This is a genomic window from Streptomyces sp. NPDC001816, assembly GCF_042892235.1.
Lineage (GTDB): Bacteria > Actinomycetota > Actinomycetes > Streptomycetales > Streptomycetaceae > Streptomyces.
Window position 1 is genome coordinate 371,198 of sequence record NZ_JBIATY010000008.1, and the last position, 21,552, is coordinate 392,749.

Here is a 21,552-nt window from a genome sequence, read left to right on the forward strand (position 1 = left end):
GAGCAGGCGGCGCAGTTCCTCCTCGCGGCCGGTGAAGCTGAGGGGCCGGGGCGGAAGCGTCGCGCTCGCGCGCGGTACCGGGCCGTGGACGGTGACCTTAGCGGCCTCCGACCTGCTTCCCGATGACGGGCCCGTAGAAGGTCCCGCCCCGGAAGTCGATGTGGTCGCCCCCGTATCCCTCTTGGGGACCCTCCTCGGAGTCGTCGGAACTCCCGCCCCGTGGCCGGTACTTCCGCAACACCCCCACCGCAACCGCCGCAGCCTGCGCAGCCGCCCGCTGCTGGGAACCGCCGGCGTCGGCCACGGCCTTCTCGGCGTTCGCGTGGTCGCTGATACCCCGGATGACGAGGGCGTCGCGGCCCTCCAGGTGAGCCGCGTGGGCCGCTCCCGAACCCTCCATCTCGAAGGCGGCCGCGTCGTTGTAGCGCTCGCGGACGTGCCGGGCGATGTCGGAGTCGGCGTCGGCCAGGACCACGTCTCCCGTGGCGATCGGCTTGAAGTGGGTCCGTACGTCGGGCATGTCCCGTACGGCGGCACGTGCGGCGGAGAGTAGTGCGTTGGAGCCGTGCCAGGCCTCGGGGCGATCCAGGTGGCCCTCGGGTGTGACCTTGCCGCCGTGAATGCCGTACACCTTCGTGCCCACCACGACGTCCCCGAGGCCGATGTCCTCCTTGAGGCCGCCGGCCACCCCCACGAACAGGACGGCCTGCGGGCGCAGCCAGCCGATGAGGGAGGAGGTGAGGGCGGCCGCACTCCTGGAGCCCTCGCCCAGCTCGGCGGCGGCGACCTGCCAGGACGTGCCGGGCAGGCGGCCCACCTCCACGAAGGTCCCGTTGTCGGGGTGGGATCGTTCCTCCCGCTCTTCGATGTATGCCCGCACCGCCGTGTACTCCAGCGCCAGTGCGGTCAGGATCAGAACAGTCGGCTTCGTCTGCGGCACACTCTTAAGGTACTGCCGGGGGAAGGGGTGCGAGTGGCAGAACGGGACGTAACGGTGGGGCAGTTGCTGCTCACCGAGTATCAGGCGATCAAGGACGAGCAGAAGACGCGGATCGGGTTCCGGGACAATCTGCTGTATGTGACGCTCACTGTCGTGGCTGCCGTGATCGCCGCCGCCGCGCAGGCCAAGCAGGCCGCGATGTTGCTGGCGCTGCCGCCGGTGTGCGTCGTGCTCGGGTGGACGTATCTCGTCAATGACCAGAAGATTTCGGCCATCGGGGCCTATGTACGGGGGGAGCTGGGACCTCGGCTCGCGGAGATGGTTCAGGTGGAGGGGGGCGAGATCTTCAAATGGGAGGTCGCCCATCGGGGCGATGCGCGGCGGGTCTCGCGGAAGGTCGCGCAGTGTGTGGTGGATCTGCTGGCCTTCTGTGTCGTGCCGTTGGGTGCGCTCGTCGTGTACTGGGTGGGGGATGACGTCTCGACGGGGCTGGTGGCGCTGTCTGTGTTGGAGGCGGCCTCGGTGCTCGGGCTGGGGGTGTACATCGTTCAGTACGCCGTGCCGTTCGGGGTGGGGGGCAGCGCGGGGTGAGCGATCACATCGACCTCCGGGGCAGCGAGTTCAGAGGGACGGTCATCGGGAAGGCGGAGTACCGGCAGCAGGGGTCGGCGCCTACCGCGTTGGATGCGTTGCCTCCCAAGACGGCGGGTTTCACGGGCCGGGAGCGGGAGTTGGAACGGTTGCGTGCTGCCCTGAACCCGATGGGCGGCAGCGGGGTACCTCAGGCCGTACTCGTCACCGCTGTGTCCGGTCTCGGCGGTATCGGCAAGACCGCGCTGGCGGTTCAGGCGGCGTACGCGGCGCGGGAGGCGGGGTGGTTTCCGGGTGGCGTCCTATTCGTGGATCTGCATGGGTACGACGACGCACCGGTCACCGCCGGCCAGGCACTTCAGTCGCTGCTGCAGGCGATCGGTGTCGAGCCGGAGCACGTTCCGGCCACGGCGGACGAGCGGGCGGGGCTGTACCGGTCGTTGCTTGCTGAGCGGGATGCGGTGCTGATCCTTGCGGACAACGCGTCCTCGCCGGAGCAGGTACGGCCGCTGCTGCCGGGGGGTGGGCGGCACCGGGTTCTCGTCACTTCGCGAAACCGGCTGTCACAACTGGGGGCCCGACTCATTCCGTTGGACCAGCTCATGCCTGCGGCGGCCCATGAACTCCTCGACCGATCCCTGCGAATCGCCGACCCGGAGGACGACCGGGTCGCCGATGATGCCGAGGCGGCCGCACGTCTCGCCAATCTCTGTGGGCACCTTCCGCTGGCCTTGCAGATCGTTGCCGCGCTGCTGGCAGAGGATCCCGACAAGTCGGTTGCGGAACTCGTCGAGGAGCTCGCCACGTCATACGACCGGTTCGCCGCCCTCGACGACGGTGACCGCAGCGTCCGCGCCGCCTTCCACCTCTCCTACCGCCGACTGCCGGCCGATCAGGCCCGACTCCTGCGCCTGCTGGCCATCGCGCCGGGGCCGGAGGTGACCGACGAGGTGGTGGCCGTGTTGATCGGGGCCGACGCGCCTCCGCTCAAGGACCTGAGGGCGCTGGGGCGTGCGCACCTCGTGGAGCGGGGGAGTGGACGCGGGCGATGGCGCTTGCACGATCTGGTGCGGGCGTTCGGAACGAGTGTGATGGCTCGGGACGGGGTGTTGCGGAACGAAGGGGATGCGGCGCGGGACCGTGTGCTGGCGTTCTACCTAAGGCTTGCCTCGGCGGCTGACGACCGTTTGCGCTGGCTGCCGGGCAGACCGGAGCCGGATCACTTCGCGGACCGAGCGCACGCACTGGCCTGGCTGGACGCAGAGCGAACGGGCCTGGTGGCGGCAGCGCAATGGGCGCAGGAGGAGCGGCTCGCTCAGACCGCAGCACGACTGGGCGAGTGCCTGATGGAGTACCTGGACTGGCGACGGTACTTTGACGACTGGATTGCTGTGGCCGCCACTGCTCTGGAAGCCATGCGACTCACAGGGAGCCCCGTGGACGAGGGCAACGCCTGGAACAGCTTCGGCCTCGTGTTGCGGAAGGTAGGTAGGCCACAGGAGGCGATCGACGCCCACGTGCGTGCCCGCGATCTGCACCAGGCCTCGAAGGACCCGCACCGCGAAGCCATCGCATGGGGCAATCTCGGTCTGTCCATGCAAGCCGCAGGCCGGTTACCTGAGGCGATCGACGCCCATGCTCGTGCATGCAAACTGTTTCAGATCACTCAAGACCGAACTCAGGAAGGCACCGCATGGAGCAATCTCGGTGTCGCCTTGTGGGAGTTGGGTCATACGGAGGAGTCGATTGATGCCCTGGTGCTTGCCCGTGATCTGCACCGGGCAACTGGAGACCGCATCCGCGAAGGCAACGCCTGGAACAATCTTGGCCTAGCCCTGCTGAAGGCCGACCGAACCGACGAGGCCATTGAAGCCTGGGGTAACGCGTTGGACATCTTTCGAAAGAACGAGAACTGGTACGGGGCGGGCAAGAGCCTCCACAATCTCGCCCTTGCCCACACAGTCGCCCAGAGCCCCGCCTATGCCCGGACCTGCTGGCTTCAGGCCGCTGACGCGTACATCCGCGGCAACGCTTCCGACCAAGCCGAACTGGCCCGCGCCCGAGCCGAAGCCCTCACTGCCCCTGCGACACCCAGCGATACACCAACTCCGGCCTTCCCACCTGGCCGTACAACGGACTCCTCCCAGCCCTCCCCGCCTCCACCAGGTGTTCCAGATACCGCCGAGCAGTAATCCGCGAAATCCCCACCACCTCAGCCACCCCCGCAGCCGTAACCCCCTCCGACGCCTCCCGCAAAGCGCCCGTGACTCGCTCCAGCGTCGGCCCGCTCAACCCTTTCGGCAGCGCCGCAGGCGAAGGCGCACGCAGCGCAGCCAGCGCCCGATCCACCTCGTCCTGCCCGCTCGCCTCCCCCACCGCCGCATGGAACTCGGCATACCGCACCAGCCGATCCCGCAGCGTGGCGAAAGTGAACGGCTTCAGGACGTACTGCACCACCCCAAGCGAAACGCCCTCCCGCACCACCGCCAGATCCCGCGCCGACGTCACCGCTATCACGTCCGCGTGATGCCCGGCCGCCCGCAGTGACCGCGCCAGCTGCAGCCCGTGCACATCCGGCAGATGCAGGTCCAGCAACAGCAGGTCCACGGGCGTACGGTCCAGGAAGCGCCGCGCCTCCGCGCCCGTGTGCACCTTGCCCACCGCCACGAATCCCGGCACCCGGCCGACGTACATGACGTGCGCGTCGGCGGCCACCGGGTCGTCCTCGACGACGAGGACCCGGATGGGCTGGGAAACCGAATCCGTCATCTGCCGCCACCCACCGATGAGCGCAGCGGCAACCGCACCTCGAACACCGCTCCGCCCGCCCCTTCCTCGTCGGACTCCGCCACCGTCAACGTCCCGTCGAGCCGGGTCACCGCCTGCCGGACCAGGGCCAGACCCAGGCCCCGCCCGCCGGGTCCCGCCGGCTTCGTCGTGAACCCCCGTTGGAATACCAGGTCGGCATGGGCGGGGTCGACACCAGGTCCCGTGTCGGACACGCGCAGCACCAGTTCGGCGGCCGAGGCGTACGCCGTCACGGTCACCCGCGCCTGCGCACTGCCCTGGGCCGCGTCGACCGCGTTGTCGATCAGGTTGCCGAGGACGGTCACCAGGTCCCGGGGCGACAACTCGGCGGGGAGCACGCCGTCGTCCAGCCGGCTGTCCGGCGACACCACCAGCTCGACGCCCCGCTCGTTCGCCTGGGCCGTCTTGCCCAGCAGCAGGGCGGCCAGTACCGGCTCGCTCACGGCGGCCACCACCTGGTCGGTGAGAGCCTGGGCCAGCTCCAGTTCCGCCGTCGCGAAGTCCACCGCCTCCTGCTCCCGGCCCAGCTCGATCAGCGAGACGACCGTGTGGAGGCGGTTCGCCGCCTCGTGGGCCTGCGAGCGCAGGGCTTGGGTGAAGCCCCGCTCCGAGTCCAACTCGCCCATGAGCGATTGGAGTTCGGTGACGTCTCGCAGGGTCGCGACGGTGCCGCGCCGCTCTCCCCCGGACACCGGTGAGGTGTTCACCACCAGCACCCGGGACGCCGTCAGGTGCACCTCGTCCACGCGCGGCTCCGACGACAGCAGCGCCCCGGTCAGCGGAGCGGGCAGGCCGAGGTCCGCCACCGACCTGCCGATGACGTCCTCCTCCTCGCCGACGCCCAGCAGCTCCCGGCCGCCGTCGTTGATCAGCGCCACCCTGAACTGTCCGTCGAGCATCAGCAGCCCCTCGCGGACCGCATGCAGCGCCGCCTGGTGGTAGTCGTGCATCCGGCTCAGCTCGGCCGCGTTCATGCCGTGGGTGTGGCGGCGCAGACGGGCGTTGACCACGTACGTGCCGACCGCGCCCAGCAGCAGTGCGACGCCGGCCACCCCGAGCAGGGCCGTGACCTGGCCCCGGACCCGTGCGCTGATCGCCTCGACCTTGATGCCGGCGCTGACCAGGCCCACGACCCTGCCGTTCTCCTCCACCGGGGTGACCGCGCGGACGGACGCGCCGAGGGTGCCGGTGTAGGTCTCGGTGAAGGTGCGGCCGTGCTGGGCGGGGCCGATGCGGCCGAGGAAGTGCTTGCCGATCTGCTTCTCGTCGGGGTGGGTCCAGCGGATCCCGGACGGGGTCATGATCGTCACGAAGTCCACGTTCGCGTCCCGCATGACCTGCATCGCGTAGGGCTGGAGCCGCTTGGTCGGATCGGGGGTGTGGATCGCCGAGCGGACCGAGGGGGAGTCCGCGATCGAGCGGGCCACGGCCGTCGCGTGCCGGGCGGCCGCGTCCTCGGCCTGCCGTTCGTCGCTGACGTAGGTGAACAGCGCGTACCCGGCCACGACCACCGCTATCAGCACGGCCTGCATGGCGAACAGCTGGCCGGCCAGGCTGCGGGGGCGGGGGAGGGACGGGAAGCGCATGTCAGCAGTGTGCCTCTCGGGTTAAGCATGAACTAAATGAACGGAAGGGTGACCGCCCTCACAGACCGGGAGATAGTCCAGGCATCCCCCACAACCCCCGGACGTGAGCCGCACGCCGGTGATGCCGACGAAGACGTCAAGGAGGGCAGCCGTGGCCGCCAGTTCCCCCGATACGGCACCTGCCGCACCCCGCGTGAAGCGGGACCGGACCCACTACCTGTACATCGCCGTCATTGTGGCGGTCGCGCTCGGTATCGCCGTGGGGCTCATCTGGCCCGATGCCGGAGTCGAGCTGAAGCCGCTGGGCACCGGCTTCGTGAACCTGATCAAGATGATGATCTCGCCGATCATCTTCTGCACGATCGTGCTCGGCATCGGCTCCGTACGCAAGGCCGCGAAGGTCGGTGCCGTCGGCGGTATCGCGCTCGGCTACTTCCTCGTGATGTCGCTCGTCGCCCTCGCCATCGGCCTCGTCGTCGGCAACGTCCTGCACCCGGGTGACGGGCTGCACATCACCAACGCCATCAAGGCGACCGGACACGACCAGGTGTCCCCCGACGCGCTGCCGCCGGTCGACTTCGTCCTGTCGATCATCCCGCTCACCTTCGTGTCCGCGTTCACCGAGGGCCAGGTGCTGCAGACCCTGCTGGTCGCGCTGCTCACCGGGTTCGCGCTGCAGGCCATGGGGCCGGTCGGGCAGCCGGTGCTGCGGGGCATCGAGCACATCCAGCGGCTGGTCTTCCGCATCCTGTCCATGGTCATGTGGGCCGCGCCGATCGGTGCCTTCGGTGCCATCGCGGCCGTCGTCGGCTCCGCGGGCCTGGACGCGCTGAAGTCCCTCGCCGTGCTGATGCTCGGGTTCTACGTGACCTGCTTCCTGTTCGTCTTCATCGTGCTCGGCGCGCTGCTGCGGCTCGTCGCGGGGCTGAACATCTTCACGCTCTTCAAGTACCTCGCCCGCGAGTTCCTGCTGATCCTTTCGACCTCGTCCTCCGAGTCCGCGCTGCCGCGGCTCATCGCGAAGATGGAGCACCTGGGCGTCAGCAAGCCGGTCGTCGGCATCACCGTGCCGACCGGCTACTCCTTCAACCTCGACGGGACCATGATCTACATGACCATGGCGTCCCTCTACATCGCCGACGCCCTGGGCACCCCGATGTCCATCGGCGAGCAGATCCCGCTGCTGCTCTTCCTGCTACTGGCCTCCAAGGGTGCGGCGGGCGTCAGCGGCGCGGGCCTGGCCACGCTGGCAGGCGGTCTCCAGTCGCACAAGCCCGCGCTGGTCGACGGCGTCGGCCTGATCGTCGGCATCGACCGCTTCATGAGCGAGGCGCGTGCGCTGACCAACTTCGCGGGCAACGCGGTGGCGACGGTCCTGGTCGGTACGTGGACCAAGGAGATCGACAAGGTCCGAGTCAAGCAGGTCCTCGGCGGTGAGCTGCCGTTCGACGAGACGACCCTGCTGGACGAGCAGGAGGCCGCGGCCAAGGAGCTTCCCGAGCCTCGCGAAGACGGCGAGAAGGAGCTGGCCAAGGCCTGATCCCTGAGAAAGCTCCGGACGTCCGGCCCCGCCTGAACCCGGGCCGGGCGTCCGGGAACCGCCGCCGGGCGGCTGGGTCCCCCCCGTTGATCCAGCCGCCCGGCTTCCATCTCTTCCGGGGTCTACGACTCCCCACTCACCTTGGCCACCAGCTCGGTGGCCGTGGAGGCGGGTACGCCCGCCGCGGTCAGCACGGTGACCGTGGCCGAGCGGCCCGCCTCCTGCGCTGTCACCAGGCCGTCGTTCACCGCCTCCGTCACCGCGAAGAGCATCTGCTCGTGCACGTACGCGAGGGCCGGCGCGGGCAGTGGGGAGCTGAAGACGCCCTCGTCCAGGCCGCGTTGGAGCAGCTGGATCTTGTTCTCGCGTAGGGGCGCGAGGCGTTCGCGGATGCCCTGCACGGTGACCGTGCGCTGGGCCAGGGCGACCAGCAGCCGGTAGCGGTCGGCGATCTCCCAGATCGCGAGCACCGACCGGGCCACCGCCTCCGCCGGGTCGCCCACCCCCGCACGGGCTCCCGCGTCCGCCTCCGCCAGCGCCTGAACCGCTCCGTCGACGAGCGTGCTGATCAGCGCCTCACGGCTCGGGAAGTGCCCGTACACCGTCCGCCGCACGACCCCCGCGGCGCGCGCGATCTGGTCCATGGAGGCGTCGGGGTCGCGCAGCAGCTCGACGAGGGCGACGTCGAGGATGCGGCGTCGGTTGGCGTCGGCGCGGCTGGAGCTACCCGTGGTCATGGCAGTCATTCTGCACGCCCCTCCTCGGCCCGCACGGTGCTGTGCAACCTCCGCGGCTTGCACAGTGCTGTGCAACGACGTACATTGCACATGGCTGTGCAATTGCACGCCGCTGTGCAAGTCCCGTCGCGTACCGAGGAAGGCGACCCCTGCCATGCGACTCGTCATGAACCAACCGGTCGAAAGGACGGACCGGCCCTACGCCCGACGCTGGTGGGCGCTCCTCGTGCTCTGCCTGAGCCTGCTGATCATCGTGATGGCCAACACCGCCCTCACGGTCGCGGCGCCCGACATGACCCGGGACCTCGGTCTGTCCAGCGCCGACCTGCAGTGGGTGATCGACGGCTACACCGTCCCGTACGCGGCGCTGATGCTGCTGCTCGGCGCGATCGGCGACAAGTACAGCCGCCGCGGCGCCCTCGTCCTCGGCCTGGTCGTCTTCGGCGGCGGAGCGATCGCCGGCTACCTCGCCGACAGCTCCACGGCGGTCATCGCGGCCCGCGCCGTGATGGGTGTCGGCGCCGCACTGATCATGCCCGCCACGCTCTCCCTCCTCGCCGCGACCTTCCCGCGCGCCGAGCGCGCCAAGGCCATCACGCTGTGGACGGCCACCGCCGGGCTCGCCATCGCCGCCGGACCCGTGGTCGCGGGCGCCCTGCTGCGCGACCACGGCTGGTCCTCGACCTTTCTGATCAACGTGCCCATCGCCGCGCTGGCGATCGTCGGCGCCCTCGTCCTCGTGCCGCCGTCCAAGGCCGGGCACCACGACCGCATCGACTACGTCGGCGGACTGCTGTCGGTGATCTGGACCGGCTCGCTGGTCTACATGATCATCGAGGGGCCGCACTTCGGCTGGGGCGCCAAGGCCGTCACCGCCGCCGTCCTCGCGGGTGTGGGCCTGGTCGCCTTCGTCACCTGGGAGCTGCGCCACCCCCGCCCGATCCTGGACGTGCGCCGCTTCGCCAACCGCCGCTTCGCCGGCTCCAACCTCGCCGTCGCCCTGTTCTTCCTCGCGGTCTTCGGTGCCTTCTACTACCTCACCCAGCACCTGCAGTTCGTCCTCGGCTACGACGCCCTGGAGACCGGCGTCCGCATGCTGCCGCTGGCCGGCGCGGTCTTCGTCGGCTCGGCCCTCACCGGCTGGCTCACCCCGCGCGTCGGCATGAAGCTCACCGTCACCGCGGGCATGGTCGGCGGTACGACGGCACTGGCGCTGCTCACCCGGGTCGACGCGGGCTCGACGTACACCGACTTCCTGGCCCCCCTGATCATCCTGGGCCTCGCCATCGGCCTCGCCCTCTCGCCCTGCACCGACGCGATCATGGGCGCCTTCCCGGAGTCCGAGCTGGGCGTCGGCGGCGCGGTCAACGACACCTCGCTGGAGCTGGGCGGCTCGCTCGGCATCGCGATCCTCGGCTCGCTGCTCGCCACCTCGTACGGCGACCACCTCACCGACGCCACCGCCGGCAGCAAGCTCCCGGCGAGCGCCCTGGAGACCGCACAGGACTCCGTCGGCGCCGGGTACGCCGTCGCACAGGGCATCGGCGAGAAGGCGCACCAACTGGCCGCACAGGCCGCGCGGACGAGCGACCCGCAGCAGGCCGCCCAGCTCAAGCAGCAGGCCGCCCAGCTCGCCTCCGGCGCCCACCGGATGGCCGACGCGGTCGGCTCCTCCTTCTCCGACGCCGTCGCCCACACCAGCCTGGTCGGTGCGGTGATCCTGGGCATCGGCACGCTCCTGGTGGCCGTACTGCTGCCGCGCCGCGAGGCCGCCGTAGCGGAGCAGAAGGCTGAGGAAAAGGCCGAGGAAAAGGAACTGGCTCGGAGCGCAGCCGGCTGACCCCTCACGGCGTCTTCTCACCCGCGTCGTCTAACGTGCCGTTCCGGAACCGGAACGGCACGTTCACGCGTGTTCCCGAACGAGCATGGAGGCACGGGGGATGAAGATCGACTGGGACCGGCGGACCTGCGCGCGGAAGGGGCATGTGACCTACGCGCCCGATGATCCCCGGCTGCGGGTACGGCTGCACGCGCAGACCGCGCTCGGTGACGCGTGGCGCTGCCTGCGCTGCGGGGACTTCGCGCTGGGTGAGCCGCACGGCTCGGGGCCGGCCGACGAGGCGCCGCTGGTGCCGCGCGGGAAGGTACTGCGGGACCTGTTCATCCTGCGTTTCCTGGCGATCGAGCGGGCGGTGCGCGGGGTGTTCATCGTGCTGGTCGCGGTCGCGGTGTGGAAGTTCAGCAACAGCCAGGACGCGGTACGGAGGCTGTTCAACGACTATCTGGACGTCTTCCGGCCGGTGTTCCGGCACTTCCACTACGACCTCGACCACTCACCCGTCGTCGGCTCCATCCAGAAGGCCTTCGGCTACCGGCACTCCACGCTGCTGCTGGTTGCCGCCCTGCTCCTCGCGTACGCGCTGATCGAGCTGGTCGAGGCGGTCGGCCTCTGGTACGCCAAGCGCTGGGCGGAGTACCTGACGGTGGTGGCCACCGCAGCCTTCCTCCCGCTGGAGATCTACGAACTCACCGAGCACATCAGCTGGTTGAAGATCACCACGCTCGTCCTCAACATCCTCGCGGTCCTCTACATCGCCCTGGCCAAGCGCCTGTTCGGCCTGCGCGGCGGCCGCCGCAAGTTCGAGGAGGAGCGGCACAGTGCCTCCCTGATGGAGGTGGAGGAGTCGGCGGGGGTGGCCGTCGGCTGAGCCGCCCCCCAACCCCCGGGCCGGATCAGGCTGTCAGAAGCCCGATTCCCACGCTGACCACGCCTACGGCGAGCGCGACGGCCCCGGCCCACACCAGCGCGAACATCCCGTTCGGGCGGTCGATGTCGCCGGGGCCCATGGAGGAGGCGAAGAAGCCGCCGGGCAGCAGGATCGCCGCGGCCGGGACCCCGAGGCGCGCGATCCAGCCGACCGCGCCGGACAGGCCGGCCGCGTCGGCGTACAGCAGGCACACCAGGCTCAGGATGACGAGCACACCGGCGTGCGCGTGGCCCGCTCGGGCGAACGACTTCTGGAACGGTGTCATCGGCACCATGCCGCGCACGATGCGGGTCATGAACCAGCCGCCGATCTCGATGGTCGGAACGGTGAGCAGGACGACGCCGGCGAGGATGCGGCTGGCGTCGGTGAGGTGCAGGGCGTCCATGCGAATCTCCAGGCTTCCTGGGACGGTGGTGGGGTTCTTCGGTCCGTGCCGGTGACGGGGGAGGGGATTCACGGCGTCCGCGTGGACCGCGTCAGCCGGGTCAGCTCCTCTTCGCTCAGCACCAGGTTCGCTGCCCCGGCCGAGTTCCGGACAGTCTCCGGACGGCTCGCGCCCGGGATCGGGACCACGGTCGGGGAGAGGGACAACAGCCAGGCGAGGGCCACCTGTTGGGGGCTCACCCCGCGTTCCAGGGCCACCTCGTGGAACGCCGCGAACCGTGCGCTGCCCGCGAGCCTCGACGGCCCGTCCAGTGAGCTGCGCGAGATCCCGCCCAGTGGGCTCCAGGGCAGGAAGGCCAGCCCCAGCTCCGCGCACAGCCGCAACTCGGGCTCGCTGTCGCGGATCTCGGGGGAGTAGCGGTTCTGGACCGACGCCAGCCGGTCGCCGAGGATCGCGCGGGCGCGGTGGATCTGGTCCGTGGTCACGTTGGAGAGGCCCGCCAGACGGATCTTGCCCTCGTCCAGCAGGTCGCGCAGTGCGCCGACGGAGTCCTCGAAGGGCACGGCCGGGTCGGGCTTGTGCAGCTGGTAGAGGCCGATCGCCTCGACGCCGAGCCGCTTCAGGGAGGCCTCGGCGGCCGTCCTGAGGTGCCGGGGCGAGCCCGTCACCGTCCAGCTGCCGTCGCCGGGGCGGCCCCGGCCGCCCTTGGTGGCCACGAGCACGCCGTCGGTGTCACCGCCGTAGGCCGCGAGGGCGCGGGCGAGGAGGAGTTCGTTGTGGCCGGGGTCCTGGCCCGGCAGGTGGTAGGAGTCGGCCGTGTCCAGCAGGGTCACGCCGGCGTCGAGGGCCGCGTGCACGGTGGCCAGGGCGCGTCGCTCGTCGGGCCGGCCCTCGATCGACAGCGGCATGGCGCCGAGCCCGACCGCGCTCACCTTCAGCCCGCCAAGAGTGCGGTACCGCACGTCAGTCGTCCTTTCCGAGGGTCTCGGCGACGGCCTTCGGCAGCCACTGCCGTACGTCACCGAAGGTGAAACCGAGCCGCGTGGCCCGGGAGTTGTCCATGCCGTAGCGGCGGCGGAAGGCGAAGGGGGAGACCTCGCCGGACTCGGTCACCTCGAACACCGGTGCAACGCCGGAGAGTTGTGCCGCCACGGCCATGGTCAGCTGGTCCAGTGCAAGCAGGCCGTGGGAGGCGGCGTTCACCGGGCCCGTGAAGTCCTCGCCGGCCGCCCAGAACAGGAAGTCGGCGATCTCCTCGACGTGGATGTAGGTCGCCGGGTGCGTGACCGGTGGTACGGCGACGGGGGCGCCGGTGCGGATGCGGTCGGCGTAGTGCTGGAGGCGGCCCGTGAAGTCGTCGTCGCCGCCGAGTACGTGGGCCACCCGGACGGACACGAACGGGAACGCGGGGTCCGTCGCGAACACCGCCTCCGCCTGCCGCTTGCCCTCGCCGTACTGGGCCTCCAGGAACTCGGGCTCGTCCCAGGGCAGTTCCAGGTCCACGGCGACCGTGACCGGGTCCACGGCACCCTCCGGTACCAGCTCCTCGGAGTCCTCGTGCTCGTACACCTCGACCGTCGAGGTCATCACGTAGCGGCCGGTGCGTCCGGAGAAGACGCGGCGGGCGACGGCCGCCTGGCGCGGGGTGTAGCAGACCTGGTCGAGGACGACGTCGAACACCCGGGTGCCGACGGCCTCGGCCAGGGCCTTTTCGTCGTCGCGGTCGGCCACCAGATGCACCACACCAGGCGGTGGTGCGGACGAACCCCGATTCAGGACGGTGACCCGGTCGCCGGCCGCCACCAGACGGGCGATCAGCCGCTTGCCGAAATAGCGGTTGCCGCCGATGACCAGTACCTCTCGCGCCTTTCGCATGGCCATAATTCTCCGGGCGACACAGCCGTTCCTGAAGGGGGAGACATGGGAGATACGGTCACCGCACCGAAAGAACAGCGGCATCTGCGGGCCGTCACCAACGAAACACCGGTGGCCTTCGACGCGGTGGACCGGCAGCTCCTCGAACTGCTGCAGACCGACGGCCGGATCAAGCTCAGTGAGCTGGGCCGGCGGATCAGCCTGAGCCCGGCGGCCGTCGCCGAGCGGGTGCGCCGGCTGGAGGCGGCCGGGGTGGTCGAGGGATACGGCGCGCAGGTCGCGCCCACCCGCCTCGGCTACGGCATCCAGGCCTTCATCCGGGTCAACCCGCACGGCGGGTACACCCTCAAGCACCCGAGAACCCTGGAGCTGCTCGACCGCCCGGAGATCACCGAGGTGCACCACGTCGTAGGGGAGGACTGCTGGATCCTCAAGGTCGCCGTCACCGACACCGTGCACCTGGAGGACGTCCTGGAGCAGACCTCGGCGCTGGGCCGTACGACGACCTCGATCGTGTTGTCCTCACCGGTGCGCCGCAAGCCGCTGCTGCCGCCCGTCTTGCCTTGACGCCGACGTCAACACCTACGGTCGTGGGTATGCGAATCGGCGAGCTGGCCGCACGGGCCGGGACCACCACCCGCACCCTGCGCTACTACGAGGCACGGGGGCTGCTGCCCGCCCGGCGCGACGACAAGGGACACCGCACGTACGACGAGGCCGACGTCAGGCTGCTCCGGCAGATCCGGACGCTGCAGGACTTCGGGTTCGACCTGGAGGAGACGCGGCCGTTCGTGGAGTGCCTGCGGGCCGGGCATCCGGAGGGCGACTCCTGCCCGGCGTCCCTCGTGGTCTACCGGCGCAAGCTGGACGAGCTGGACGCGCTCATCGGGCAGCTGACGGCGGTGCGGGAGCAGGTCGAGGGGCAGTTGCGGCGGGCCGAGGAGGCCCGGGACGAGCTGGCCGCCGAGGCGCGGGTTCCGGGGGGTCCGGAACCGGTGTGCGAGCTGGGAGGGCTGACGCGGTGAGTTTGGTGAGCGGACTGGCCGAGGTGACGGACGCGGACTTCGAGGCGGAGGTGATCGGCTCCGACCTTCCGGTGCTGGTGCAGTTCACCGCCGACTGGTGCGGGCCGTGCCGGCAGCTGGCGCCCGTGCTGAAGGACATCGCCTTCGAGGAGGGCGACCGGCTGAAGATCGTCCAGCTGGACGTGGACCGCAATCCGTCCACGACGGTTGCCTACGGAGTGCTGTCCACGCCGACCCTCATGGTCTTCCGGGACGGTGAGCCGGTGCGGTCGATGGTGGGGGCCCGGCCCAAGCGGCGGCTGCTGGAGGAGCTGGCCGACGTGCTGTGACGCCTGCGCGGTAAAGCGGGACCGGCCACGAAAAATCCCCCGAGCAATTGCGCTCGGGGGATTTCTGTGCGTATATTCAGTGGTTCGCGACTTCAATTCGGAGCAGTCGCGGAGAAGTTCAGTGAGCACAGTATATCCGGGCGGGAGCGGAATTGTCAAACAGCGAATTTCCAGTTGATGAATTGCGCCACGAGCAGGAATTCATCGACGGACTGTACGCGCGCGTGGACGTGCTGCGCGGCGAGGCCGAGACCTCGGTCGCGGACGCGCTCGCCCAGGGCGACAAGCCCATGCAGGCCCGGCTGGAGCGGGACATCCTGGTCGCCGAGCGCTCGGGTCTTGTCGCCGCGCTGAACGCCGTCGACGGCTCGCTCTGCTTCGGCCGGATCGACATGTCCGACGGCGCGGTCCACCACATCGGCCGGATCGGGCTGCGCGAGGACGACGCCGAACACACCCCCGTCCTCATCGACTGGCGGGCCGACGTCGCCCGTCCCTTCTATCTGGCCACCGGTCACACCCCGATGGGCCTGCGCCGCCGCCGGCACATCGCCACCCAGGGCCGGACGGTGACCTCGCTGCACGACGAGATCCTGGACCTCGGCGACGCCACCCGCACCGGTCACGAGGACCCGACCGGGGACGCCGTGCTGCTGGCCGCGCTCAACTCGGCGCGCACCGGCCGGATGGGCGACATCGTGCAGACCATCCAGGCCGACCAGGACCGCATCATCCGGGCACCGCACCGCGGGGTGCTGGTCGTCGAGGGCGGCCCCGGCACCGGCAAGACGGCGGTGGCGCTGCACCGGGCGGCCTATCTCCTCTACGAACACCGGGAGCTGCTGGCCCGCCGCGCGGTCCTCATCGTCGGACCCAACCCGGCCTTCCTCGGCTACATCGGCGAGGTGCTGCCCTCCCTCGGCGAGACCGGAGTGCTGCTGGCCACGGTCGGCGAGCTGTTCCCCGGCGTGAAGGCGACGGCGACCGACGGCCGGGAGGCGGCCGCGGTGAAGGGCCGCGCCGACATGGCGGCCGTACTCGCCGAGGTCGTACGGGACTGGCAGTCGCTGCCCGATCCGGTGATCGCGATCGAGCACGACCGCGAGATCCTGATGCTCGACGACGGCCTGGTGAAGGTCGCCCGCGAACGCACCCGCGCCGCCAAGCTGCCGCACAACGTGGCCCGGGAGTACTTCGAGGGCCACATCCTCAACACGCTCACCGAGCTGTACGCCGAGCGCGTGGGCACCGACCCGTACGACGGCAGCAGCCTGCTGGACGCCTCCGACATCACCCAGATCCGCGACGAGCTGGCCGAGAACCCCGAAGTCTGGGCGGCCATCGACCAGTTGTGGCCGCGCCTGACGCCGCAGCGCCTGGTCGCGGACTTCCTCGCCGACCCCGTGGGCTACGTCAGCGACGACGACGCGGCCGCCATCCGCCGGCCGGTGACCCGGGAGTGGACCGTGGCCGACGTACCGCTGCTCGACGAGGCGGCCGAGCTGCTCGGCGTGGACGAGCGGTGGGCGCGGGCGCGGGCGGAGCGGGAGCGGGAGACGCAGGTGGCCTACGCGCAGGGCGTGCTCGACGTCTCCTACGCCTCCCGCACCTACGAGTTCGAGGACAAGGAGGACGGTGACCCCGACGCCTCCGAGGTCCTGTCCGCCCACGACATCATCGACGCCGAGCGGTTCGCCGAGCGCCAGGAGGAGGCGGACCACCGCAGCGCCGCCGAGCGGGCCGCGGCCGACCGGACCTGGGCGTTCGGGCACATCATCGTCGACGAGGCGCAGGAGCTGTCGCCGATGGCGTGGCGGCTGCTGATGCGGCGCAGCCCGACCCGCTCCATGACCCTGGTCGGCGATCCGGCCCAGACGGCGGAGGCGGCGGGCGTCGGCTCCTGGTCGAAGATCCTCCGTCCGTACGTCGAGGACCGCTGGGAGCACACGCGCCTCGGTGTCAACTACCGCACGCCGGCCGAGATCATGGACCTCGCGGCCGCCGTCGTCCGCGCCGAGAACCCCGACTTCGAACCCCCGAGTTCGGTCCGTTCGACCGGCGTACGGCCCTGGGTGCGCGCCACCGACGACCTGCCCGGCGCCGTGGCCAAGGCGGTCGCGGAGCTGACGCCCACCGAGGGCCGCCTCGCGGTCATCGCCCCGCGCCACCTGCACCGCAAGCTGGCCGCACGGCTGGACGGGGTGACGGCGGGCGCGGAGCCGGACCTGACGCAGACCGTCGTCCTCCTCGACCCTCGCCAGTCCAAGGGTCTGGAATTCGACTCGGTGCTGGTCGTCGAGCCGGCCCGCTACGGCACCAGCGACCTGTACGTGGCCCTGACTCGGGCCACGCAACGGCTCGGCGTACTGCACACGGGTGCGCTGCCGCCGGGCTTGAAATCCAGCCTCTCCGGCGTTTCTTGAATTCCAGCCTCTCCGGCGTTTGAGGAGCGGGGGTCCAGGGGGCAGAGCCCCCTGGCGGGGTTGGAGGGGCGGAGCCCCTGGGGATGGGACGGGTAGGGGCGGCGGGGGCGAGAAACCTACGCCGGTCGTAGCCACACCGTCGCCAGGGGCGGCAGCGTCAACCTGATGCTCGCCGGGCGGCCGTGCCAGGCCAGGGGTTCCGGCTTCACGGCGTCCGGGTTGGTGACGTCACCGCCCCCGTAGCGGGCCGCGTCGGTGTTCAGCACCTCCAGCCAGGCAGGGACGTCCTCGGGGACGCCGATGCGGTAGTCGTGGCGGACCACGGGGGCGAGGTGGGAGACGGACAGGAGCGGGTTGCCGTCGGCGTCGTAGCGCAGGAACGCGAAGACGTTGTCGTCCGCCGCGTCCCCCGTGATCCACTGGAAGCCCGCCGGATCGGTGTCGCGCTGCCACAGGGCCGGGGCGGCGCGGTAGCCGGCGTTCAGGTCGCGGACCAGGTCCCGGACGCCCCGGTGGTCCGCCCCCGCGCCGTACGAGAGGTCGAGCAGCCACCAGTCCGGCCCATGCGCCTCGGACCACTCGGCGCCCTGGGCGAACTCCTGCCCCATGAAAAGCAGTTGCTTGCCGGGGTGGGCCCACATGAAGCCGAGGTAGGCGCGGTGGTTGGCGCGCTGCTGCCACCAGTCGCCCGGCATCTTCGAGACGAGGGACCGCTTCCCGTGCACGACCTCGTCGTGGGAGATCGGCAGCACGTAGTTCTCGCTGTACGCGTACACCATCGAGAAGGTCATCGCGTGGTGGTGGTACTTGCGGTGGACGGGGTCGTGGCTCATGTACTGCAGCGAGTCGTGCATCCAGCCCATGTTCCACTTCAGGCCGAAGCCCAGACCGCCGAAGCCGCTCGGGCCCCTGTGGTGGGTGGGGCGGGTGACACCGTCCCAGGAGGTGGACTCCTCCGCGATGGTCACCACCCCGGGGCAGCGGCGGTACACGGTGGCGTTCATCTCCTGGAGGAAGGCCACCGCGTCCAGGTTCTCCCGGCCGCCGTGCTCGTTCGGCGTCCACTGGCCGGGCTCGCGCGAGTAGTCGAGGTAGAGCATGGAGGCGACGGCGTCCACCCGCAGCCCGTCGATGTGGAACTCCTCGCACCAGTACACGGCGTTCGCCACCAGGAAGTTGCGCACCTCGCGGCGGCCGAAGTCGAACTCCAGGGTGCCCCAGTCGGGGTGCGCGGCCCGCAGCGGGTCGTGGTGCTCGTACAGCGGGCGCCCGTCGAACTCGGCCAGCGCCCAGTCGTCGCGCGGGAAGTGCGCCGGCACCCAGTCCATCAGGACCCCGATGCCGGCCTGGTGCAGCCGGTCCACCAGGTACTTGAAGTCGTCCGGGGTGCCGAGCCGGGCCGTCGGGGCGTAGAAGCCGGTGACCTGGTAGCCCCAGGAGCCGCCGAAGGGATGCTCGGCGACCGGCATCAGCTCCACGTGGGTGAAGCCCGTCTCCGCGACATACGCAGGGAGTTGGTCGGCCAGCTGGCGGTACGTCAAGCCGGGCCGCCAGGAGGGCAGATGGACCTCGTACACGGAGAACGGCGCCTCGTGCACGGGCCTGTCGGCGCGGTGGGCCATCCACTGTGCGTCGCCCCACTCGTGGTGCGAGGCGTGCACGATCGACGAGGTGGCCGGCGGGACCTCGGTACGGCGGGCCAGCGGATCGGCGCGCAGGGTGCGCGAGCCGTCCGGGCGGGTGATCTCGAACTTGTACAGCTCGCCCTCGCCGATGCCCGGCACGAACAGCTCCCACACCCCCGAGGAGCCGAGCGAGCGCATCGCGTGTCCGCCGGCGTTCCAGAAGTTGAAGTTGCCCGCGACGCGCACACCCCGCGCGTTCGGCGCCCACACCGAGAACCGGGTGCCGGTCACGCCCTGGTGGGTCAGGACGTGCGCGCCGAGCACCGTCCACAGCTGCTCGTGCCGGCCCTCGCCGATCAGATGCAGGTCCAGTTCGCCGAGCGTGGGCAGGAAGCGGTAGGCGTCCTCGGTCTCGTGGACGGTGCCGTCGTACGTCACCAGCAGCCGGTAGGCGGGGACTTCGGTGAGCGGGAGCAGCCCGGAGAAGAAGCCGTCCCCGTCGTCGTGCAGGTCCGCCCGCAGATCGCCGGAGACCACGGTGACCGCCTGCGCGTAGGGACGGAAGGCGCGGAAGGCGACCCCGCCCGGGACCGGGTGGGCGCCGAGGACGGCGTGCGGGGCGTGGTGGGCGCCGTGCAGCAGCCGCTCGCGGTCGCCGACGTCGATCGCGGGGGAGACGGCGACCTCAGCGGGGCGCTCCCGGGCCGGCGGTTCGGGCTTGCGGGCGCGCGGGATCGAAGCGGCACCGGTCTTCGCGGCGGAACCGGATTTCCCGGCGGCAGTGGTCTTGGCAGCGACCTTCCTGGCAGGCACCTTCTTGGCTGCGGTCTTCTTGGCTGCGGTCTTCTTGGCAGCGGTCTTCTTGGCCACGGCCTTCTTCCCGGCACTGGCCTGCTCGGCCGTGCTCATCTCCTCTCTGCTCATCTCCTCAATGTTCTGCTCGGCCTTGCTCGTGCCGGACTTGTCGGTCTTCGAGGTGGCAGGCTTCTTGGACGTCACGGACGGGTCTCCCGGGCGAGGGTCGGGTCGGACGTGGCGAGGCGGCGGACCGCGGCCATGGGTACGGACAGCCAGTCGGGGCGGTGGCGGGCCTCGTAGACGACTTCGTAGACGGCTTTGTCGGTCTCGTAGGCCCGCAGCAGCACGGGATCGGTGCGCGGGTCGCGGCCGGCCATCTCCGCGTACCCGGTGCAGTACGCGGCCCGGCAGCGCTCGGCCCAGCCCGGCGCGGGCGGGCTCACCGAGCGCGCGGCGTAGTCGAAGGAGCGCAGCATCCCGGCGATGTCCCGCACCGGTGGCTGTGGCAGGCGTCGTTCGGCCAGCGGCCGGGCCGGCTCGCCCTCGAAGTCGATCAGCGACCAGGCGCCGGACGGCGAGCGCAGACACTGCCCGAGATGCAGGTCGCCGTGGATGCGCTGGGCGGTCCAGGTGCGCCCCTCGGCGGCCAGCTCGTCCAGCGCCGCATAGGCGGAGCGCAGCCCCTGCTCGTACGGCCTGAGCGCCGGCACCGCCTGGACGGCCGCCGTCAGCCGCTCGGTCATGCCGTCCACCAGCAGCCGCAGCTGGGCATGGCCCAGGGTGACCGTCGGCAGGGCGTGGGCGAGGGCGGTGTGCACCTCGGCGGTGGCCCGGCCCAGCGCCCGGGCCTCGGCGACGAAGTCCTCGCCCTTGGCCAGCTCGCGCAGCGCCAGCTCCCAGCCGTCGGCCGCGCCGCTCACGAACGGCTGGAGCACGGCCAGGACGTACGACGCGTCGGCCTCGTCGGCAGGCTCGGCCCGCAGCCACGCCGTCGGCGCGGGCACCCGGGCGCAGCCCTCGCGGGCCAGGGCGCGCGGTATCTCCAGGTCGGGGTTGACGCCGGGGACCACCCGGCGCAACAGCTTCAGGATGAACGTATCTCCGTAGACGATCGAGGAGTTGGACTGCTCGCCGGTCAGTAGACGGGCCACCAGTCCCTCCCGGATCTCCTGGTCCGGGTCCCGCTCGAACCGAAGCCCGCCGACGCGCGCCTGGGTGCGCAGGGCCTCCAGGAGAACGTCGGCGGGCCGGGGGTCGTACAGGGCCTCGTACACCGTGCGGCCGGCGAGCGGGCCCTCGGTGACATGTCCGATGAGCGCGGGTGCCAGCCGGGGCGGCAGCGCCTCGCGCACGCCTATCAGCAGCTGGTAGCAGTCGCCGGGGTGCGCCGGGGCGCCGAGCACGGGTGGCTGGTGGACGCGCAGGAGCAGGTGGTGGAGCCCCAGCCGACCGTCGTGGGGCAGTAGTTCGGTGGCCGCCACCTGGGTGAACCCGGTGACCGGGCGGCCTTTGCCGGCGAACCAGCGCTGTCTGGGCAGCCACTCGCGCAACAGGGGTTCGAGCGAGGCGAGGAGGCGACCGGAATTGGGAGTGGTGCCAGAAGGGGTGACCGTATCCGCCATGGGCGTACGTCCTTTCCCCGGGTCGTCGGGGTGTTACTGATGCGTGCCCCCGGCCGCGCGGCGGAAACCCGCTGCCCGGCCCGGCAGCGCCCCGAAGGGGCGCGGGGCTGTGTCGACATGCGGCTCCGCCGCGCGGGCGCGACCGGCCACGACGGGCCGGCAGACGACCGACGGCCCATCACGGCCTTTCCAGCGGAGCGCTTACGCGGCGTCCCGGCGCAGCCGGAACCAGTAGAAGCCGTGCCCCGCCAGGGTCAGCAGGTACGGCAGCTCGCCGATCGCCGGGAACCGCACCCCGCCGAACAGCTCGACCGGATGCCGCCCGCCGAACCGCCTCAGGTCCAGCTCCGTGGGCTGTGCGAACCGGGAGAAGTTGTGCACGCACAGCACCAGGTCGTCCTCGAATTCGCGGAGGAAGGCGAGGACGGCGGGGTTGGAGGACTGCAGTTCGGTGTAGGTGCCGAGTCCGAAGGCGGGGTTCTGTTTGCGGATCTCGATCA

At 70.8% G+C, this 21,552-nt stretch carries 19 protein-coding genes; 9 read left to right on the forward strand and 10 right to left on the reverse strand.

Annotated features, from left to right (window positions below; all coding sequences use genetic code 11):
• Positions 1–97 precede the first annotated feature (97 nt).
• On the reverse strand, positions 98–940 hold the full coding sequence (locus tag ACFYZZ_RS28970) for a 5'-methylthioadenosine/S-adenosylhomocysteine nucleosidase (RefSeq protein WP_389181822.1): 843 nt from the start codon (positions 938–940) through the stop codon (positions 98–100).
• A 33-nt stretch (positions 941–973) separates the two neighbouring features.
• Between ACFYZZ_RS28970 and ACFYZZ_RS28975 the strand changes: the two genes are divergently transcribed.
• Both ACFYZZ_RS28975 and ACFYZZ_RS28980 read left to right on the forward strand, forming a co-directional pair.
• The gene (locus ACFYZZ_RS28975; RefSeq protein WP_389181824.1) at positions 974–1,531 is read left to right on the forward strand and encodes a hypothetical protein; all 558 of its coding nucleotides are present in this window, start codon (positions 974–976) and stop codon (positions 1,529–1,531) included.
• Positions 1,528–3,723, forward strand: a complete 2,196-nt coding sequence (locus ACFYZZ_RS28980; RefSeq protein ID WP_389181827.1) for a tetratricopeptide repeat protein — start codon at positions 1,528–1,530, stop codon at positions 3,721–3,723. The genes ACFYZZ_RS28975 and ACFYZZ_RS28980 overlap by 4 nt, the downstream gene beginning before the upstream one ends.
• Here the strand turns inward: ACFYZZ_RS28980 and ACFYZZ_RS28985 are convergent.
• Both ACFYZZ_RS28985 and ACFYZZ_RS28990 read right to left on the reverse strand, forming a co-directional pair.
• The gene (locus ACFYZZ_RS28985; RefSeq protein ID WP_389181830.1) at positions 3,605–4,300 is read right to left on the reverse strand and encodes a response regulator; all 696 of its coding nucleotides are present in this window, start codon (positions 4,298–4,300) and stop codon (positions 3,605–3,607) included. The genes ACFYZZ_RS28980 and ACFYZZ_RS28985 overlap by 119 nt on opposite strands.
• Positions 4,297–5,925, reverse strand: a complete 1,629-nt coding sequence (locus ACFYZZ_RS28990) for an ATP-binding protein (RefSeq protein WP_389181833.1) — start codon at positions 5,923–5,925, stop codon at positions 4,297–4,299. Before ACFYZZ_RS28990 ends, ACFYZZ_RS28985 begins: the two co-directional genes overlap by 4 nt.
• Before the next feature lie 151 nt (positions 5,926–6,076).
• Between ACFYZZ_RS28990 and ACFYZZ_RS28995 the strand changes: the two genes are divergently transcribed.
• Positions 6,077–7,465 carry a cation:dicarboxylate symporter family transporter gene (locus ACFYZZ_RS28995; protein WP_389181836.1) on the forward strand — a complete coding sequence of 463 codons (1,389 nt, stop codon included), beginning with the start codon at positions 6,077–6,079 and terminating at the stop codon, positions 7,463–7,465.
• Between the two features lie 122 nt (positions 7,466–7,587).
• Here ACFYZZ_RS28995 and ACFYZZ_RS29000 read toward each other — a convergent pair whose 3' ends face one another.
• The gene (locus tag ACFYZZ_RS29000; RefSeq protein WP_389181839.1) at positions 7,588–8,211 is read right to left on the reverse strand and encodes a TetR/AcrR family transcriptional regulator; all 624 of its coding nucleotides are present in this window, start codon (positions 8,209–8,211) and stop codon (positions 7,588–7,590) included.
• A 145-nt stretch (positions 8,212–8,356) separates the two neighbouring features.
• On the opposite strand from ACFYZZ_RS29000, the gene ACFYZZ_RS29005 reads away from it, so the two are divergent.
• The gene (locus tag ACFYZZ_RS29005) at positions 8,357–10,042 is read left to right on the forward strand and encodes an MFS transporter (protein ID WP_389181842.1); all 1,686 of its coding nucleotides are present in this window, start codon (positions 8,357–8,359) and stop codon (positions 10,040–10,042) included.
• Between the two features lie 100 nt (positions 10,043–10,142).
• Positions 10,143–10,910: a DUF2127 domain-containing protein gene (locus ACFYZZ_RS29010; RefSeq protein ID WP_389181845.1), complete on the forward strand. Its 768-nt coding sequence runs from the start codon at positions 10,143–10,145 to the stop codon at positions 10,908–10,910.
• A gap of 25 nt (positions 10,911–10,935) precedes the next feature.
• On the opposite strand, the gene ACFYZZ_RS29015 is transcribed toward ACFYZZ_RS29010, so the two are convergent.
• The 3 genes from ACFYZZ_RS29015 to ACFYZZ_RS29025 form a co-directional block, all read right to left on the reverse strand.
• Positions 10,936–11,355, reverse strand: a complete 420-nt coding sequence (locus ACFYZZ_RS29015) for a hypothetical protein (RefSeq protein WP_389181848.1) — start codon at positions 11,353–11,355, stop codon at positions 10,936–10,938.
• A 68-nt stretch (positions 11,356–11,423) separates the two neighbouring features.
• Entirely contained in the window at positions 11,424–12,317 is an 894-nt protein-coding gene (locus tag ACFYZZ_RS29020) for an aldo/keto reductase (RefSeq protein WP_389181851.1), read from the reverse strand.
• Between the two features lies 1 nt (position 12,318).
• Positions 12,319–13,230 carry an NAD-dependent epimerase/dehydratase family protein gene (locus ACFYZZ_RS29025; RefSeq protein WP_389181854.1) on the reverse strand — a complete coding sequence of 304 codons (912 nt, stop codon included), beginning with the start codon at positions 13,228–13,230 and terminating at the stop codon, positions 12,319–12,321.
• A gap of 45 nt (positions 13,231–13,275) precedes the next feature.
• Here ACFYZZ_RS29025 and ACFYZZ_RS29030 point away from each other — a divergent pair, with 45 nt between their 5' ends.
• The 4 genes from ACFYZZ_RS29030 (at position 13,276) to ACFYZZ_RS29045 (ending at position 17,007) form a co-directional block, all read left to right on the forward strand.
• Complete coding sequence (locus ACFYZZ_RS29030) at positions 13,276–13,797, forward strand: Lrp/AsnC family transcriptional regulator (RefSeq protein WP_386578882.1); 522 nt, start codon at positions 13,276–13,278, stop codon at positions 13,795–13,797.
• A 29-nt stretch (positions 13,798–13,826) separates the two neighbouring features.
• Complete coding sequence (locus tag ACFYZZ_RS29035; RefSeq protein WP_389181857.1) at positions 13,827–14,255, forward strand: MerR family transcriptional regulator; 429 nt, start codon at positions 13,827–13,829, stop codon at positions 14,253–14,255.
• Positions 14,256–14,269: 14 nt separating this feature from the next.
• On the forward strand, positions 14,270–14,584 hold the full coding sequence (gene trxA / locus ACFYZZ_RS29040; protein ID WP_389181926.1) for a thioredoxin: 315 nt from the start codon (positions 14,270–14,272) through the stop codon (positions 14,582–14,584).
• Positions 14,585–14,766: 182 nt separating this feature from the next.
• Positions 14,767–17,007, forward strand: a complete 2,241-nt coding sequence (locus ACFYZZ_RS29045; RefSeq protein ID WP_389181860.1) for a HelD family protein — start codon at positions 14,767–14,769, stop codon at positions 17,005–17,007.
• 116 nt (positions 17,008–17,123) lie between these two features.
• On the opposite strand, the gene glgB is transcribed toward ACFYZZ_RS29045, so the two are convergent.
• The 3 genes from glgB to ACFYZZ_RS29060 form a co-directional block, all read right to left on the reverse strand.
• Positions 17,124–19,631 (reverse strand): 1,4-alpha-glucan branching enzyme, encoded by a 2,508-nt coding sequence (gene glgB, locus ACFYZZ_RS29050; RefSeq protein WP_389181863.1) that lies wholly within the window; start codon positions 19,629–19,631, stop codon positions 17,124–17,126.
• Positions 19,628–21,052, reverse strand: a complete 1,425-nt coding sequence (locus tag ACFYZZ_RS29055) for a maltokinase (protein ID WP_389181866.1) — start codon at positions 21,050–21,052, stop codon at positions 19,628–19,630. Before ACFYZZ_RS29055 ends, glgB begins: the two co-directional genes overlap by 4 nt.
• Positions 21,053–21,253: 201 nt before the next feature.
• The coding region (locus ACFYZZ_RS29060; protein ID WP_389181869.1) for an alpha-glucosidase C-terminal domain-containing protein at positions 21,254–21,552 on the reverse strand (299 nt) is incomplete at its 5' end.